Annotated in this window: 13 protein-coding genes and 1 tRNA gene; 4 read left to right on the top strand and 10 right to left on the bottom strand. The window is 71.6% G+C overall.

Translation table 11 applies throughout. From position 1 onward, the window contains the following. Nucleotides 1–124: 124 nt before the first annotated feature. The 8 genes from ITJ59_RS05355 to ITJ59_RS05320 form a co-directional block, all read right to left on the bottom strand. Nucleotides 125–625, bottom strand: a complete 501-nt coding sequence (locus tag ITJ59_RS05355; protein WP_194650087.1) for a Dps family protein — start codon at nucleotides 623–625, stop codon at nucleotides 125–127. Between the two features lie 135 nt (nucleotides 626–760). Further along, nucleotides 761–1,174, bottom strand: coding sequence for an SIP domain-containing protein (locus ITJ59_RS05350; RefSeq protein WP_194650086.1), 414 nt, complete (start codon nucleotides 1,172–1,174; stop codon nucleotides 761–763). A gap of 29 nt (nucleotides 1,175–1,203) precedes the next feature. Beyond that, a complete protein-coding gene (locus ITJ59_RS05345) occupies nucleotides 1,204–1,899 on the bottom strand; it encodes a TetR/AcrR family transcriptional regulator (protein ID WP_323749409.1) in 696 nt (231 codons plus the stop codon). Continuing rightward, entirely contained in the window at nucleotides 1,896–3,953 is a 2,058-nt protein-coding gene (locus ITJ59_RS05340) for a CocE/NonD family hydrolase (protein WP_194650085.1), read from the bottom strand. The genes ITJ59_RS05345 and ITJ59_RS05340 overlap by 4 nt, the downstream gene beginning before the upstream one ends. Beyond that, the gene (locus ITJ59_RS05335) at nucleotides 3,950–5,797 is read right to left on the bottom strand and encodes a dipeptide ABC transporter ATP-binding protein (protein ID WP_194650084.1); all 1,848 of its coding nucleotides are present in this window, start codon (nucleotides 5,795–5,797) and stop codon (nucleotides 3,950–3,952) included. The genes ITJ59_RS05340 and ITJ59_RS05335 overlap by 4 nt, the downstream gene beginning before the upstream one ends. Continuing rightward, on the bottom strand, nucleotides 5,794–6,678 hold the full coding sequence (locus ITJ59_RS05330; RefSeq protein ID WP_194650083.1) for an ABC transporter permease: 885 nt from the start codon (nucleotides 6,676–6,678) through the stop codon (nucleotides 5,794–5,796). Before ITJ59_RS05330 ends, ITJ59_RS05335 begins: the two co-directional genes overlap by 4 nt. After that, nucleotides 6,675–7,724 carry an ABC transporter permease gene (locus ITJ59_RS05325; protein WP_194650082.1) on the bottom strand — a complete coding sequence of 350 codons (1,050 nt, stop codon included), beginning with the start codon at nucleotides 7,722–7,724 and terminating at the stop codon, nucleotides 6,675–6,677. Before ITJ59_RS05325 ends, ITJ59_RS05330 begins: the two co-directional genes overlap by 4 nt. Beyond that, complete coding sequence (locus tag ITJ59_RS05320) at nucleotides 7,721–9,322, bottom strand: ABC transporter substrate-binding protein (RefSeq protein ID WP_194650081.1); 1,602 nt, start codon at nucleotides 9,320–9,322, stop codon at nucleotides 7,721–7,723. The genes ITJ59_RS05325 and ITJ59_RS05320 overlap by 4 nt, the downstream gene beginning before the upstream one ends. Nucleotides 9,323–9,476: 154 nt before the next feature. Between ITJ59_RS05320 and ITJ59_RS05315 the strand changes: the two genes are divergently transcribed. Together ITJ59_RS05315 and ITJ59_RS05310 are read left to right on the top strand one after the other, a co-directional pair. Beyond that, nucleotides 9,477–10,070, top strand: a complete 594-nt coding sequence (locus ITJ59_RS05315) for a molybdopterin-dependent oxidoreductase (RefSeq protein ID WP_194650080.1) — start codon at nucleotides 9,477–9,479, stop codon at nucleotides 10,068–10,070. Next, nucleotides 10,067–10,930, top strand: a complete 864-nt coding sequence (locus ITJ59_RS05310; RefSeq protein WP_323749408.1) for an FAD-binding oxidoreductase — start codon at nucleotides 10,067–10,069, stop codon at nucleotides 10,928–10,930. Before ITJ59_RS05315 ends, ITJ59_RS05310 begins: the two co-directional genes overlap by 4 nt. A 331-nt stretch (nucleotides 10,931–11,261) precedes the next feature. Here ITJ59_RS05310 and ITJ59_RS05305 read toward each other — a convergent pair. Continuing rightward, nucleotides 11,262–11,333 (bottom strand) — tRNA-Gly (locus ITJ59_RS05305). A gap of 155 nt (nucleotides 11,334–11,488) precedes the next feature. On the opposite strand from ITJ59_RS05305, the gene ITJ59_RS05300 reads away from it, so the two are divergent. Then, the gene (locus ITJ59_RS05300; RefSeq protein ID WP_194650079.1) at nucleotides 11,489–11,695 is read left to right on the top strand and encodes a hypothetical protein; all 207 of its coding nucleotides are present in this window, start codon (nucleotides 11,489–11,491) and stop codon (nucleotides 11,693–11,695) included. On the opposite strand, the gene ITJ59_RS05295 is transcribed toward ITJ59_RS05300, so the two are convergent. Beyond that, nucleotides 11,680–13,437, bottom strand: coding sequence for a 2-isopropylmalate synthase (locus tag ITJ59_RS05295; protein ID WP_228511069.1), 1,758 nt, complete (start codon nucleotides 13,435–13,437; stop codon nucleotides 11,680–11,682). The two genes, ITJ59_RS05300 and ITJ59_RS05295, sit on opposite strands and share 16 nt — an antisense overlap. Nucleotides 13,438–13,524: 87 nt before the next feature. On the opposite strand from ITJ59_RS05295, the gene ITJ59_RS05290 reads away from it, so the two are divergent. Further along, nucleotides 13,525–14,193: a FadR/GntR family transcriptional regulator gene (locus ITJ59_RS05290; RefSeq protein WP_194650078.1), complete on the top strand. Its 669-nt coding sequence runs from the start codon at nucleotides 13,525–13,527 to the stop codon at nucleotides 14,191–14,193. Nucleotides 14,194–14,221: the final 28 nt, after the last annotated feature.

Here is a 14,221-nt window from a genome sequence, read left to right as displayed (position 1 = left end):
CGGCGGCGTGTCGTCCAGTCGTTACCGGGTCGACGCGGGTCGCGGTGGGTAGACGCCACGGCAGACGGACGGGAGGCCCGGTACCAGCTGGTACCGGGCCTCCCGTCAGGGGGGTGGTCGCGACTCAGGCGGCGAGGTGCGCCTGCAGGAACCAGCGGTCCTTGGTCAGACCGCGCTCGATCTCGATGACGACGTCCTGGCTGTTGAGGTCGACCTCGTCGAGGCCCTCGACCGCGCGACGGACCTGCTGCAGGGCGGCGTCGATCTGGGCGATGACCTCGGTGACGGTGACGTCCGAGTTCTGGAAGCCCTGCGACAGCGGCGGCAGGGTGGTGTTGGCGGCGACGGTCGCGATGCGCGAGTCGACCGGCAGACCGAGGGCGACGATGCGCTCCGCGGCGGTGTCGGCGTAGGCCTGTGCGTGGTCGACGATGTCGTCGAGGAGCTCGTGCACGCCGACGAAGTTGCGGCCGCGAACGTGCCAGTGCGCCTGCTTGCCGTTGACGACGAGTGCCTCGAGGTCGATCACGACGGGGGCGAGGAACTGTGCCACCCCAGCGGCGAGCTCGGGCGTCGTCGAGAACGGGGACGTGGTGGTGGTCGTGGTGGTGGTGCTCGTGGTCATGTCTGAACCTCCTGCGTCGTGGTCACACCGTATCGCTGGGCCTGTCCTGACCAGTTCGGTGCTGCCGATGGTCACCACCATGCCCCCTTCTCTTGCATGCCGCAAGGAAGTAGAGGCTGCCCTTACCCGTGGCGCTCAGCCGACGAGCGTGTCGAAACCGGCCTCGCTGAGCTCGATCTGGACGGCGGACCGTGCCCGCTCGACCCAGGGGCTGTCGGTGCAGCCGATCCAGACGCTCGTGCGCGGCTCGCAGTCGATGACACACCACTCGGCGGCCCACCCGGTCAGGGCGTGTGCGAGGGCTTCACCGTGGTCGGCGAACACGAGCGGCGAGACGGCCGAGGCGCGGGCGCTCCGGACCAGCCAGGTCACGGTGACGCGGGGCGGCGCCGGCAGGATGCGGATCTGCTCGTCGAGGGCGACCTCGACGAAGACCTGGCCGTACGCGTTCTCCGGCAGGTCCTCGAGCTGGCGGCGGATCTCCGCGAGGTCCTCGACGCCGCCGGCGATGAGGATGCGTTCGCTGGGCTGTCGCCGGGTCCGTGCCATGCTGCAACGGTAAGGCAAGCCTTACCTCATCACAAGTGCTGGTGTCCGGTTCCGGCGATCTCCACAGCCGGCACACCGAGTTCGTGCGCCAGGAACGTCCACATCCACGACAGGGCGACCGTGTTCGTGAGTCCGGGGACGCCCTGCGCGATCTGGGTCGCGACGCCGTCGCTGTAGGCCGCGAGCTTGAGCGCGACGGTGTCGGGATCGATCGGCAGCGCGCCGCTCCGGAACACACCGGCGTCAGCGCCGCTCCGGAACACGCCGGCGTCGGCGCCGCGGCGGATCACCCGGACGAGGCAGGCCTCCCACACGCGGATCCGTTCGGCGTACTCAGCGGCGACCTCGGGCCGACGCGCCACCGCGGTCCAGTAGTCCGACCAGATCCGCCAGTGCTGCCGGACCTGCTCGGTGTCGCCGAACAGTGGCGCGACGAGCATCCGCAGTGCCTCGACCGGGTCGGGTTCGGCGTCGACGGCGATGACGATCGCCCCGTAGAAGCGCTCCGTCTCGAGCACCACGACCTCGTTGAGGATCTCCGCCACGCTGCCGAAGTGGTACGTCACGGTGCCGACGGAGACCCCGGCCTCGGCCGCGATGTCCCGCAGGCCGGTCGCCCCGACGCCGTTCCGCACGATGACGGCACGGGCAGCTTCGACGATCATCGCGCGACGGACCTCGGGGCGCTGCCGGACCCGGGGTGCGCCCGGTGCGGCGGCGGTCACGCCGAGGTCCGGGGGACGTCGTCGACGAAGGTCTGCTCGGTGACCAGGACCTCGGGCACGTCCGGGCCGCCGTCACGGGCCCAGGCGCGCACGGTGTTCACGACGTGGAAGGCGTCGGCGTCGGCGGAGACCTCGGACGACGTCTCGAGCCGTGCCGACCAGTCCGGCTTCTCCAGCCCGATCGCCCACCGGGACGAGGCCACGGCCGAGGTCGGGTCGTCGGACCGGATCCGGTACGTTTCGCGGGCGTCCTCGGTGAAGACGAGGCCGTCGGGGTAGACCCGTCCGCCGCCGTACCCGGGGTCGACGTCGAGGGTCCACTCCCCCGTCTCGACGTCGTGCGTGACGGTGCGCTGCGGCAGCGGTTCGGCGGGGGCGACACGCTCGATCGCCAGGGGCGCCGAGCGCTCGGGCTCCTCGAACCGCACGCCGTCGTCCGTGTCGCGCGTCCAGACCGGCAGGCACACCTCGGAAGCGGTGGGGTCGATCGTGACGGTGGCCTCGACACCGTGCGGCCACACCCAGGGCCAGTACGACGACGACACCGCGATCCGCAGGCGGTGTCCGGCGGCGAACCGGTGTCCGGTCGCGACCAGGTGCACCGGCAGCGTCGCGGGCTCGCCGGGGACGAGCGGGTCGCTCCGGTCCATGCCGTCGCGCTTCGCCGCGTTCAGCACGCCGCGGGTGACGAGGGTCGACGAGCCGTCCGGCGCGACGTCGCAGAGCCGGACCGTCAGGGTCGCGCGGGGCTGGTCGCTCGTGACCGACAGGGTGACGACCACGTTGCCGAGCAGGTCGAAGGCCTTGCCGACCGGCAGGTCGAAGCAGGCCGAACGGCCGTCCTCGGCGCGCTGGTCGGGTGGCAGGTCCGTGGCGTTGCCGAACGGGAAGAACCGGCCGGCGTCGGCGCCGGTGTGCTGCGGCGAGCGGACGACGACCGGGCCGTCCTCGCCGCCGCGCAGGGTGGCGAGCGGGAGCGCACGCCGGTGCGTCGTCGTCGAGGGCCACGCCTCGGCGCCGACCCACCGGCCCCGTCGCGAGGGGTAGTACGTCGCCGGTGCTTCGCCCTCGTTGATCCAGGCCCGGAGCGCGGGGTCGTCCTCCACGCCGGTGTCGACCCCGCGGAGCCAGCGGTCCCACCACCGCAGCGTCTCCTGCAGGAACCCGATCGACGGGCCCGGAGCGAGTTCGCGGTCCGGGTACTGGTGCGACCACGGTCCGACGATGCCCTTGACCGGGGCGTCGAGGTCGGACACGAGCCGGAGCACGGCGTCGCGGTACGGATCGGCCCAGCCGCCGACGGCGAGCACCGCGGCGCTGATGTTCCCGGAGTCCTCGGTGGCGCTGCCGTGCCGCCAGTAGTCGTCGCGCTCCTGGTGCGACAGCCACACCGGCGTCATCGGCCGGTTCGACTCCAAGCGCTCCCGCCACCGGTCGACCCAGGCGCTGCCGACGACCTCGGGTCGTGGTGGCCGCGAGTTGAACGCGAACATCGTCGCGCCCCACGCGGCCATGTCGATGCCGAGCACCGCACCGCCGACGTAGTGCACGTCGTTGTCGTACCGGTCGTCGGTCGAGCACACCGTCACGATGGCCTTGAGGGCCGCGGGTGCACGGGCTGCGAGCTGCAGGGCGTTGAAGCCGCCCCACGAGATGCCGAACATGCCGACCGCACCGGTGGACCACTCCTGCGCGGCGAGCCAGGCGATCACGGCCTCGCCGTCGCGGAGCTCCTGTTCGCTGTACTCGTCGTCGAACAGCCCGTCCGAGGAGCCGCTGCCCCGGATGTCGACCCGCACCGACGCGTAGCCGTGCTGGGCGTACCAGGGATGCCGCTCGGAGTCGCGGGGCCCGGTCCAGTCGTCGAGCCGGTACGGCAGGTACTCGAGCAGCACCGGTACGGGGCCGTCGGGCGACACTGGCGACCAGATCCGCGTGTGCAGCCGGACGCCGTCGGGCATCGGGATCCACTCGTCGCGGACGGTCACGCCGTCGGGCAGTGAGCCCGGGTCGCCGATGGCGGTGAAGGTGGCTGGAGCGGTCCCGTCGTTCATGCGTCCTCCCAGTTGCGGGTGCGGTGTCCGTCGCCGTGGTCGGTCCAGCCGTCGGCGTGCCGCCAGCGCGGCACCCCGTCGCCGACGTCGGGCAGCTCGGTGCGGCCCGGTTCGAGCGTCGCGGCGAGCAGTGTCGACGTGTAGGGGTGGTTCGGCCCGGTGAAGACCCGCTCGGTCGGCCCGATCTCGACGATCCGGCCGCCGGTCATCACGGCGACCCGGTCGGCCACGCCCCGGACGACGGCCAGGTCGTGGCTGATGAACAGGCAGCTCAGCCCGCGCGAGCGCTGCAGGTCGGCGAGGAGCGTCAGGATCCCGGCCTGCACCTGCACGTCGAGCGCGGTGGTGATCTCGTCGGCGATGACCAGGCGCGGCTCCGCGGCGAGGGCTCGGGCGATGCCGACGCGCTGCCGCTGCCCACCGGAGAGCTGCGCCGGTAGCCGCTCGGCGAACTCCGGGCCGAGGCCGACCTGGGTGAGCAGCTCGCCGACACGCTTCCGCGAGGACGTGCCCGTGAACAGCCTGAGCGGTCGCCCGATCGCCGCGCCCACGGTGCGCCGCGGGTTGAGCGAGGTGTCGGCGTTCTGGAACACGAGTTGCACCGCACGACGAAGGTCCGGGGACCGTCCGGCGATCGGCTCGCGGAGGTCGCCGCTCACGGTCCCGTCGTCGAACGAGAACGTGCCCGACTCGGCCGGCACCAGGCCGGCGAGGGCCGTCGCGAGCGTCGACTTGCCACTTCCGGACTCCCCCACGACCGCGAGCGTCTCGCGCGGCGCGATCGTGAAGGAGACGCCGTCGACGGCGGCCGGCAGGCCGCGTCCGTAGCGGATCACCAGGTCCTCGGCGGTCACCACGGGACGGACGAGCGGTTCGGGAGGAACGGTTCGGCCGGCCATGGAGGCGACCGTCGACGAGACGGTCGCCGTCTCGGGCACGTGCCCCGATCCTCCCCCCATCGGCACGGCCGTCTCGCCGCTGGCGCGTCGATCCGGAACCGGCGACGTGGGCCCAGGCCGACGCCCGTCCGGCACCGCGGCCAGCAGGGCGCGCGTGTACTCGTGCTGCGGGGCGGCGAAGAGCGCCGCCGTGGCGGCGTGCTCGACGATCTCGCCGTCGCGCATGACGGCGATCTCGTCCGCCATCGCGGACACCACGCCGAGGTCGTGGCTGACGAGCAGGACGGCCATGCCGAGCTGCCGGCCGAGGTCCGCGATCAGGTCGAGGACGGCTGCCTGGGTGACGACGTCGAGCGCAGTCGTGGGCTCGTCGAGCACCAGGACGCGCGGTCGGGCGGCGACGGCCATCGCGATGGCGATGCGCTGCTGCTGCCCGCCGGAGAGCTGGTGCGGGTACCGGCGGACGATCGCCTCCGGGTCGGGCAGCCGGACCAGGCGCACGAGCTCGCGCACCCGTTCCGGGCCGTCGGGCTCGCGGTGGGCGCGCAGGGCCTCACGGATCTGCTCGCCGACCCGCATCGACGGGGTGAGCGCCTGGCCGGCGTTCTGCGCGACGACGGAGGCGACGCCGCCGCGGAGCTCGCGGCGACCGGACGGCGACAGCGCGAAGACGTCGTCGCCGTCGACGCGGACCGAGCCACCGACGATCGTGGAGCCGGCGCGGAGGTGCGCGAGGAGCGTCCGGGCGACGGTCGACTTGCCGCTGCCGGACTCGCCGACCAGGCCGAGGGTGCGGCCGGCCGCGATCGCGAAGGACACGCCCCGGACCACGGGGACCAGGTGATTGCCGGCCGCGTACGAGATCGCGAGGTCGTCGACGCGGACGATGGCGCCCGGCGCGGTCGCGGTGTCGGCGGGGGCGGTACCGGTGTCGGTGTGCGTCATGCGCGCACTCCCTTCGTGGCGCGGTCGACGCCGAGCGACTTGCTCAGGCCGTCCGCGGCGAGGTTGAGTCCGATCACCAGGGTCGCCAGGGCGACGATCGGTGCGAGCGTGCCGAGCGGCACCACGGTCAGGGCGGTGCGGTTCTCCTGCACCATCAGGCCCCAGTCCGGCGTCGGCGGGTTGGCGCCGAAGCCCAGGAAGGACAGCGACGCGACGAGCAGGACGATCCACGAGGCACGCATGGCGTACTCGACGAGCACGACGTCGAGGACGTTCGGCAGGATCTCGCGGAACACGATCGACAGCGCACGCTCACCACGGGCCCGGGCGGCCGTGACGTAGTCCTGCGTGATCACGGTCCGGGCCGCACCGCGCACGACGCGGGTGACGGCGGGGGCGTAGACGACGGTGACGGCGAGGACGATGACCCAGAGCCCGGCGTCGAAGACGGTGACGACGACGAGCAGCGCGAGGATCGACGGCACGCTGAGCAGGGCGTCGACGACGCGCATCACGGCCTCGTCGAACCAGTTGTCGGCGTACGCGGTGATGCAGCCGAGCACGGTGCCGACCGCGACCGCGATGGTCGTGGCCAGGAAGGTGACGAGCAGGGCGTACCGGCCGCCGTTGAGCGTCCGCGACAACACGTCGCGGCCGTACTGGTCGGTGCCGAGCCAGTGCGTCCAGGTCGGTCCGGTGAGCACGTCGCCGGCGTTGGTCGCCACGGGGTCGTGCCCGGCGATGACCGGGGCGAGGACGGCGAGCGCGAGGTGCAGCGCGATGAGTCCGAGGCCGATGCTCAGCGCGGTCGAGCCGCGCAGGGGCGCGACGGCGGCGCCGAGCAGGTTCCGTCCGCGCCGGCGGGGGGCGGTGGCGGTCATGCGCTGGCCTTCCGGGTGGCGGTGCTGGTGACGGCGCGGCTGGTACGGGTCCTCGTGCGGGTCCTGGCCCGGCGCTGGCGGGTGCGCAGCTTCGGGTCGAGGGCGAGCGCGACGAGGTCGGCCGCCAGGTTGCACACGACGTAGATGACCGCGCTCAGCAGGGCGATCGCCTCGATCGTCGGCAGGTCGCGGTTGAAGACCGACTCGAGCATGAGCTTGCCCATGCCCGGGTAGTTGAAGACGTTCTCGACGACGACCACACCGCCGAGCAGCCACGCGACGTTGAGCGCGACCACGTTGAGCGTCGGCAGCAGTGCGCTCGGCACCGCGTGCTTCCACACCACGCGCCGCATCGTCAGGCCCTTGAGCTCCGCCGTGGTGACGAACTCGGACGCCATGACGTCGATGGTCGACGAGCGGGCGGTACGGACGATGTAGGCGGCCATCGCCAGCGTCAGCACGATGATCGGCAACCAAATCGTCGGCAGGAGCTCGCCGACCGTGGCGTCGCTCCCGCGCAGCACGACGGCGGGGAAGACCGGCAGCCCGATGGCGAAGAGCAGCACGAGCACGGTCGCGACCATGAACTCGGGCACGCTCATCACGACGAGGCTGACGATCGAGATCACCTTGTCGGCCGGGCGACCACGGCGGACGCCGGCGAGGACGCCGAGGGTGAGGGACACCGTGACGCCGACGAGCATCGCGGGCACGGCGATCAGCATGCTGTTCCGGAAGGCGGTGAAGAGCGTCGGCGCGACGGCTTCACCGCTGACGAGCGACGTGCCGAAGTCGCCGTGCACCGCGCCACCGAGCCACTGCAGGTAGCGCAGCCACACGTTCTGGTCGAGGCCGAGGGTCTCGCGCAGCTGCTTGACGGCGTCGGGGGTGGCGTTCTGCCCGAGCAGCTGCTGCGCGACGTCGCCGGGCAGGGCCTGCACGGCGAGGAACACGAACAGCGACGCGAGCACCACCGTGAGCACGGCGATGCCGATGCGGCGGAGGACCGGGACGAGGACGTCCAGCGGCTTGTTCGTGGTGGTCATCGGCGCAGTCCGATCCGCAGGTAGTCGAACTCGAAGCCGTACTCCGAGTAGTTCACGACGTCGCGGGACAACCCCACGAGCCGGTCGCCGAACATCGGTGTCATGTCGGCCCCGTCCTCGACCACGAGCCGTTGGGCGTCCTGGTAGAGCGTCAGCCGCTTGGCGTCGTCCATCTCGGCGCGGGCGTCGTCGAGCAGCCCGTCGAAGGTCGGGTTGGACCACGCGCTCTCGTTGTACGACGACCCGGTGCGGAAGATCTGGTTGAGCAACTGGTCGATCGGCCGGCCGGTGAACCAGTAGCTCACCATGAGCGGCTTCTGCATCCAGATCTGCGTGTAGTACGAGTCGGAACTCGCGTTGCGGATCGTCAGGCGGATGCCCGCGTCGGCGACGGCGTCGCGGTAGGCGACCGCCATCGGGGTGAACACCGACTCGTAGCTCGACGTGTAGATCGAGGTCTGGAACCCGTCGTGACCGGCCTGCTTCAGCAGCGCCTTCGCCTTGTCCGGGTCGTACTCGCGGTGGTCGTCGACGAACGCGGCGAGCTGGGGCGGCACGGGGTTGTCCCACCCGGGCGAGCCGGTGCCCTGCAGAGCGGTGTCGACGATCTGCCGCGGGTCGTAGGCGAGCTTCATCGCCTGGCGGACCCTCGGGTCGCTGAACTCGTCGCTCGTGGCGAGCATCGGGATCGTGTACCACTGCGCGTTCTTCGAACGGGCGACCGTGGCTCGGTCGGACGCAGACACCACCCGCGCGGTCGCGAAGTCCAGGTTCGTCTGCGAGATCAGGTCGATCTGCCCGGCGAGCAGGGCGTTCACCCGGGCGGTGGTGTCCTGGATCGAGTAGAAGTCGATGCCGTCGAGCGCGGGACGACCGGCGAAGTGGTCCTCGAAGGCCTCGACGCTGCCGGCACCGGCCGGGGTGAACGCGGACAGCCGGAACGGTCCGGTCCCGATGCCGGTGCGGCCGATGTCGGCGATCGCGGCGGCCGGCACGATGTAGCACTGGTACGCGGTCAGCAACGACGGGAACTCGGCGTTCGGCTTCGTCAGCGAGAAGCGCAGCGTGTAGGGGTCGGTGGCGTGCATCGAGTCGGCGTCCATCACCTCGCCGAGCACGCCGGCCTGCGGACTGCCGGTCTTCTCGTCGAGGATGTGCCGGATGCTCGCGATGGCGTCGTCCGCGGTGAAGCGGCTGCCGTCGTGGAAGGTCACGCCGCGGCGGAGCGAGAACGTCCACTCGGTGCCGTCGGCGTTCGCGGACCACTCCTCGGCGAGGTCGGGCACCGTGGTGCCCTGTTCGTCGAGCTTGACGAGCCGGTTGTAGAGCGCGCCGAGGTACTCGTACGCCGACAGCGAGCTGGCGGAGTCGAGGGTCTCGGCGGCCGAGGCTGCCGGACGGGCGATCCGCAGCCGGCCGCCGCGGCGTGCGGTGCCGGTGGCGGCGGCTTCGGGGATCGTGGGCGTGCCGGCGGTCGCGCCGGAGCTGCACCCGGTGAGCGTGAGCAGACCGAGGCCTGCGATGCCGGCAGCGCCGGTGAGGAGCGCTCGGCGGCTCGGGCCGCGGGCGTTCCGGGGGTCGGGGACGATGGGCTGCATTCGGGGTGGCCCCTCCTGTAATCGTTCCGGTGAACGATAGAGGGCGGCGAGCGATCCCCCAAGTCCTGCTCCTTGACCGTCCGAGTGTTTACGCACTCGTTACACGGGAGCCGCCGGCACGGAGCAGGATCGGACCATCCGTCCGAGGAGGACCATGGCGATGTTCACCAGGGGGTTCGGCGGCCGCCGACCCGACCGCGACGACACGCGCATCCCACCCGGACAGACGCTCGTGCACGACTGGCCGGTGCTGTCCGCCGGCGCGACCCCCGACATCGACCCGCAGTCGTGGAGCTTCTCGATCCGGACCGAGAGCGGGGTGCGCACCTGGTCGTGGGACGAGGTGCACGCGCTCGGCGACGAGGACGTCACCGTCGACATCCACTGCGTCACCCACTGGACGAAGCTCGACATGCCCTGGCGCGGCGTCCCCCTCGATCGGCTGTTCGAGGACGTCGAGACCTCGCTGGAGTACTGCATGGTGCACAGCACCGGCGGGTACACGACCAACGTGCCGCTCGACGAGTTGCTGGACGGCAAGGCGTGGATCGCGTTCGAGGCCGACGGCGAGCCGCTCGAGCCCGAACACGGCGGTCCGGCCCGGCTGCTCGTCCCGCAGCTGTACTTCTGGAAGAGCGCGAAGTGGGTCAGCGGGATCGTCATGCAGGCCGACGACGAGCCGGGCTTTTGGGAGGATGCGGGCTACCACCTGCACGGTGACCCGTGGAAGGAAGAGCGGTACTGGTGACGGTTCCCGACACGGACCGTTCCGCCGATCCGTCCGCCGATCCGTGGGCCGACTCGTCCACCGGTCCGTCCGCCGATCCATCCGCTGACCGGGAGGCCCGGATCGCCCCCGTCACCCGGCCCGCGCCCCGCAGACGGCCGGGTTGGCACCCCGCGACGGTCGCCTCGGTGGCGCGCGAGTCCCCGAACGCCCGTCGGCTCGTCCTCGAGGTCCCGACGTGGCCGGGCAACGACCCCGGCCAGCACCTCGACCTGCGCCTGACCGCCGAGGACGGCTACCAGGCGACGCGCTCGTACTCGATCGCGTCCGAGGGCGGCCAGACCGAGGTGGTGCTCGCCGTCGACCGCGTCGACGACGGCGAGGTCTCCCCGTTCCTGGTCGACGCGGTCGAGGTGGGCGACGCGCTCGAGGTGCACGGTCCCCTCGGCGGGTGGTTCGTGTGGCGCCCCGGCGAGTCCACCCGGCCGGTGCAGCTCATCGCCGGCGGCTCGGGGATCGTGCCGCTCGTCGCCATGGTCACCGCGCATGCCGACGCCGCTGATCCCGCACCGTTCCGGCTCCTCGTCGCGGTGCGGACCCCGGACGACGTCTTCTTCCGCGCCGAACTCGACCGGGCAATCGCGTCCGACGCCCCGCTCGGGGTGACGACCGTGTACAGCCGGACCGCTCCACCCGGGTCCGCCGTGCCCGCGGGACGGCTCACCCGCGACGCGCTCACCGCCGCGGTCTTCCCGCCCGAAGCCGGGGCGCTCGTCTACGTGTGCGGCTCGACCCCGTTCGTCGAGCAGGTGCTCCGCTGGCTCGGCGAGCTCGGCCACGACACCTCCGACGTCCGTGCCGAGCGCTTCGGGGGCAGCTGATGCTGCTCGTCGAGGCCGGAACGGTGTTACCCCACTAGTTGAGGGTCCGGCAGAGCGCAAGCGTCCACGGAGTGTCGTGCGGAGTTCTTGCGGCTTTCCGCACGTCCCGAACTGGGGCCCAATCCGACCGCGACGATGCTCCGGATGACTCTTCGGGACATCGCCGGGCCACCCACTCGGCGTCTCCACCCGGGGCAGCGTGGCCTCTGCGTCCGGCGGGCGCGGGTACCCGAAGCCTGCGCCCCCGGACGCATCGCGCACGCATGCCCCGGGAACGAGAGAACCCCCGGTGCTGCTCTCTCGAGCAACCCCGGGGGTCCTGTTCTTTCCGAGCGGATGACGAGATTCGAACTCGCGACCCTCACCTTGGCAAGGTGATGCGCTACCACTGCGCCACATCCGCATTCGCACGCCGTGTCGGCCGTGCGGAGTCGACTGTACCCGATCCCGGGCCCCGCGACGTGTTCCCCGACGGATCCGGGCGTGTCCGATCCCGCGGCGTGGTCCGGCACGGTCGTGCGGGGTGCGGTCCCCAGGTGGTCGGAGTTCGATCGGAGCATGAGCTACGTGCACGACAACCCGGGCGGGACCGAGGCCCACGGGGTCGACCTGATCGACGGGGACGCCCCCGCCATCCGCATCCTGGTGCACGGCGATCTGCCGACCACCGTCGAGCACGAGGGGCGGACCTGGCTCGCCACCGGAGACGCCCACGACGGCGGCGACGACCAGGCCCCACCGATCGCGATCTACCGGCCGGTCTGAGCCGAACGGATCACGCGCGCGGCCTGCAGGACCGCTTCCACGCTCGCGGTGAGCACCGATCGGTCCCGTCCTGCTGCCCAGTGCACCCCGGCCTGGTCGCGGTACTCGAGCAGGGTCAGTGCCGCACTGGCGCTGCCCGTCGTCCGTGAGGTCTGGTGCAGCGAGACGATGTCGACCACGATGCCGCACGCGGCGAGCAGGTCCACGACCGCCTCGACCGGGCCGACGTCGACGGAGGTCCCGCGGTGTTCGACTCCGTCGATCCGCAGGGTGAGCTCGGTGCGTGCGGCGTCGCCGTGCGTCGCTTCGATCGCCACCAGGTCGATGTCCGCCGGGCCGTCGGGCGTCCGTTCGTAGCTCCGCTCGAACAGCTCGACGAGCTCCGTGCCGTCGACCTCGGCCCCCGAACCGTCGACGTGCTGCTGGACACGACGCGCGAAGTCGATCTGCAGCCGGCGCGGGAGCTCGATGCCGGATGTCGTCTCGAGCAGGTGGGCGATCCCGCCCTTGCCGGACTGCGAGTTCACCCGGATGACCGCGTCGTAGTCCCTGCCGAGGTCGGCCGGGTCGATCGGCAGGTAGGGGACGCGCCATGCCGTCTCCGACTCCGGACGACCCTCGGCGGCTGCGCGGGCCCGGTGCTCGGCGAACCCCTTCCGGATGGCGTCCTGGTGCGTGCCGCTGAACGCGGTGTGCACCAGGTCGCCGACGTAGGGGTGTCGCGGGTGCAGCTCGATGCGGGTGGCGTGTTCGACCGTCCGTCGGACGTCGTCGATGTCGGAGAAGTCGATCATCGGGTCGATGCCCTGCGCGTGCAGGTTGAGGGCGAGGGTGGCGATGTCGACGTTCCCGGTCCGTTCGCCGTTGCCGAAGATGCAGCCCTCGACGCGTTGCGCCCCGGCGAGCACCGCGAGCTCGGCGCATGCGACGCCGGTCCCCCGGTCGTTGTGCGGGTGCACCGACAGGATCACCCCGTCGCGCCTCGCCAGGTTCCGGTGCATCCACTCGATCTGGTCGGCGTACACGTTCGGCGTCGCGATCTCGACGGTCGCCGGCAGGTTGATGACCACCGGACGCTCCGGTGTGGCGTCCCAGAGCTCGGTCATCGCGTCGCAGACCTCCAGGACGAAGTCCGGCTCGGTCAGGTTGAAGACCTCTGGTGAGAACTCGAACCGCACGTTCGACAGGTGCCCCGCGAACTCGAGCACGTCCCGGCCACCCGCGAGGATCATCTCGCGCAGCTCCTCGCGGTCCTTGCCGAGCACCACGTCGCGCCACGTCGGGGCGGTCGCGGTGTACATGTGGATGACGACGTCGTTGGTGATCCCGCGGATCGACTCGACCGTCCGTTCGATCAGGTCGCGCCTGGCCGGGGTGAACACCACGATCGTGACGTCGTCCGGCGCCAGGTCCGTCTCGGCGAGCAGCCGGACGAACGCACGGTCGGTCTCCGACGCCGACGGGTAGCCGACCTCGATCTCCTTGTAGCCCATCCGCACCATGAGCTCGAAGAAGCGCCGTTTGCGAGCGGGGTCCATCGGCTCCGCGAGTGCCTGGTTGCCGTCGCGCAGGTCGACGGGCACCCAGAGCGGCGCCGCGGTGAGCGACCGTGTCGGCCAGGTGCGATCGATGAGCGGGACGGCAACCCGATCGGAGACGTCGCGGTACCGGTGGGACGGCATCGGGGACGAACGCTGTCGGTTCCACGGCTGGGTCGCGACGACGGGAGTGGTGGTTGTCATGGGGCTCCTCTTGCTGCTGTCGCGACGACCGTAGCATCACTCCTCAGACAAGTGGAGGTGCTCGAGGTCGTGCGGCATGATGGGCAGATGACACCGGTGCGCCGCGAACCCCTTGCCGAACAGGCTGCCGACGCCCTGCTCGCCCGCATCCGGGACGGCGAGTGGGTGCTCGGTGCGAAGCTCCCCGGCGAGACGACGCTGGCACCGCAGCTCGGCGTCGGTCGCTCGACGGTGCGCGAGGCCATCCGGAACCTCGCCGGCCGAGGCGTGCTCGCCTCGCGGCAGGGTGCCGGGGTGTTCGTCACCGCACTCGACGTCCAGGACGGCCTCGACGACGTGGTTCGCCGCGCGGACATCACCGCCGTGGTCGAGGCCCGTATCGCGATCGAGGTCGAGGCCTCGTCCCTCGCCGCGGAACGGCGGACCCCGGCCGAACTCCGCACGATGCGGCGCGCGATCGACCGCCGACAGGAACGACGTGACTCGATCGAGCAGCACGTGGACGCGGACACGGCGCTGCACCGCGCGATCGTGGTCGCCGCGCATAATCCGCTGCTCACCGAGCTCTTCGACGGGTTCACACCGCGCAGCCGTCACGCGATGATCGAACTGCTCCGCATCGACGGCGCGTTCGGCAGCGAGGCCGACCGCGACGTGCACGACGACATCGTCGACGCCATCGCCGACCGGGATCCCGCCGCTGCGGCAGGACGGACGCGGGCGCACCTGCGCAGCCTGACGGCCCGGCTCGGCTGAACGGCTCCCGGCCCGCCTGCCGCTGCCT

It is taken from the genome of Curtobacterium sp. VKM Ac-1393 (assembly GCF_015350995.1).
Lineage (GTDB): Bacteria > Actinomycetota > Actinomycetes > Actinomycetales > Microbacteriaceae > Curtobacterium.
Note: the sequence above shows the minus strand (reverse complement) of the source record. Positions and strands in the feature narration are given on the sequence as shown.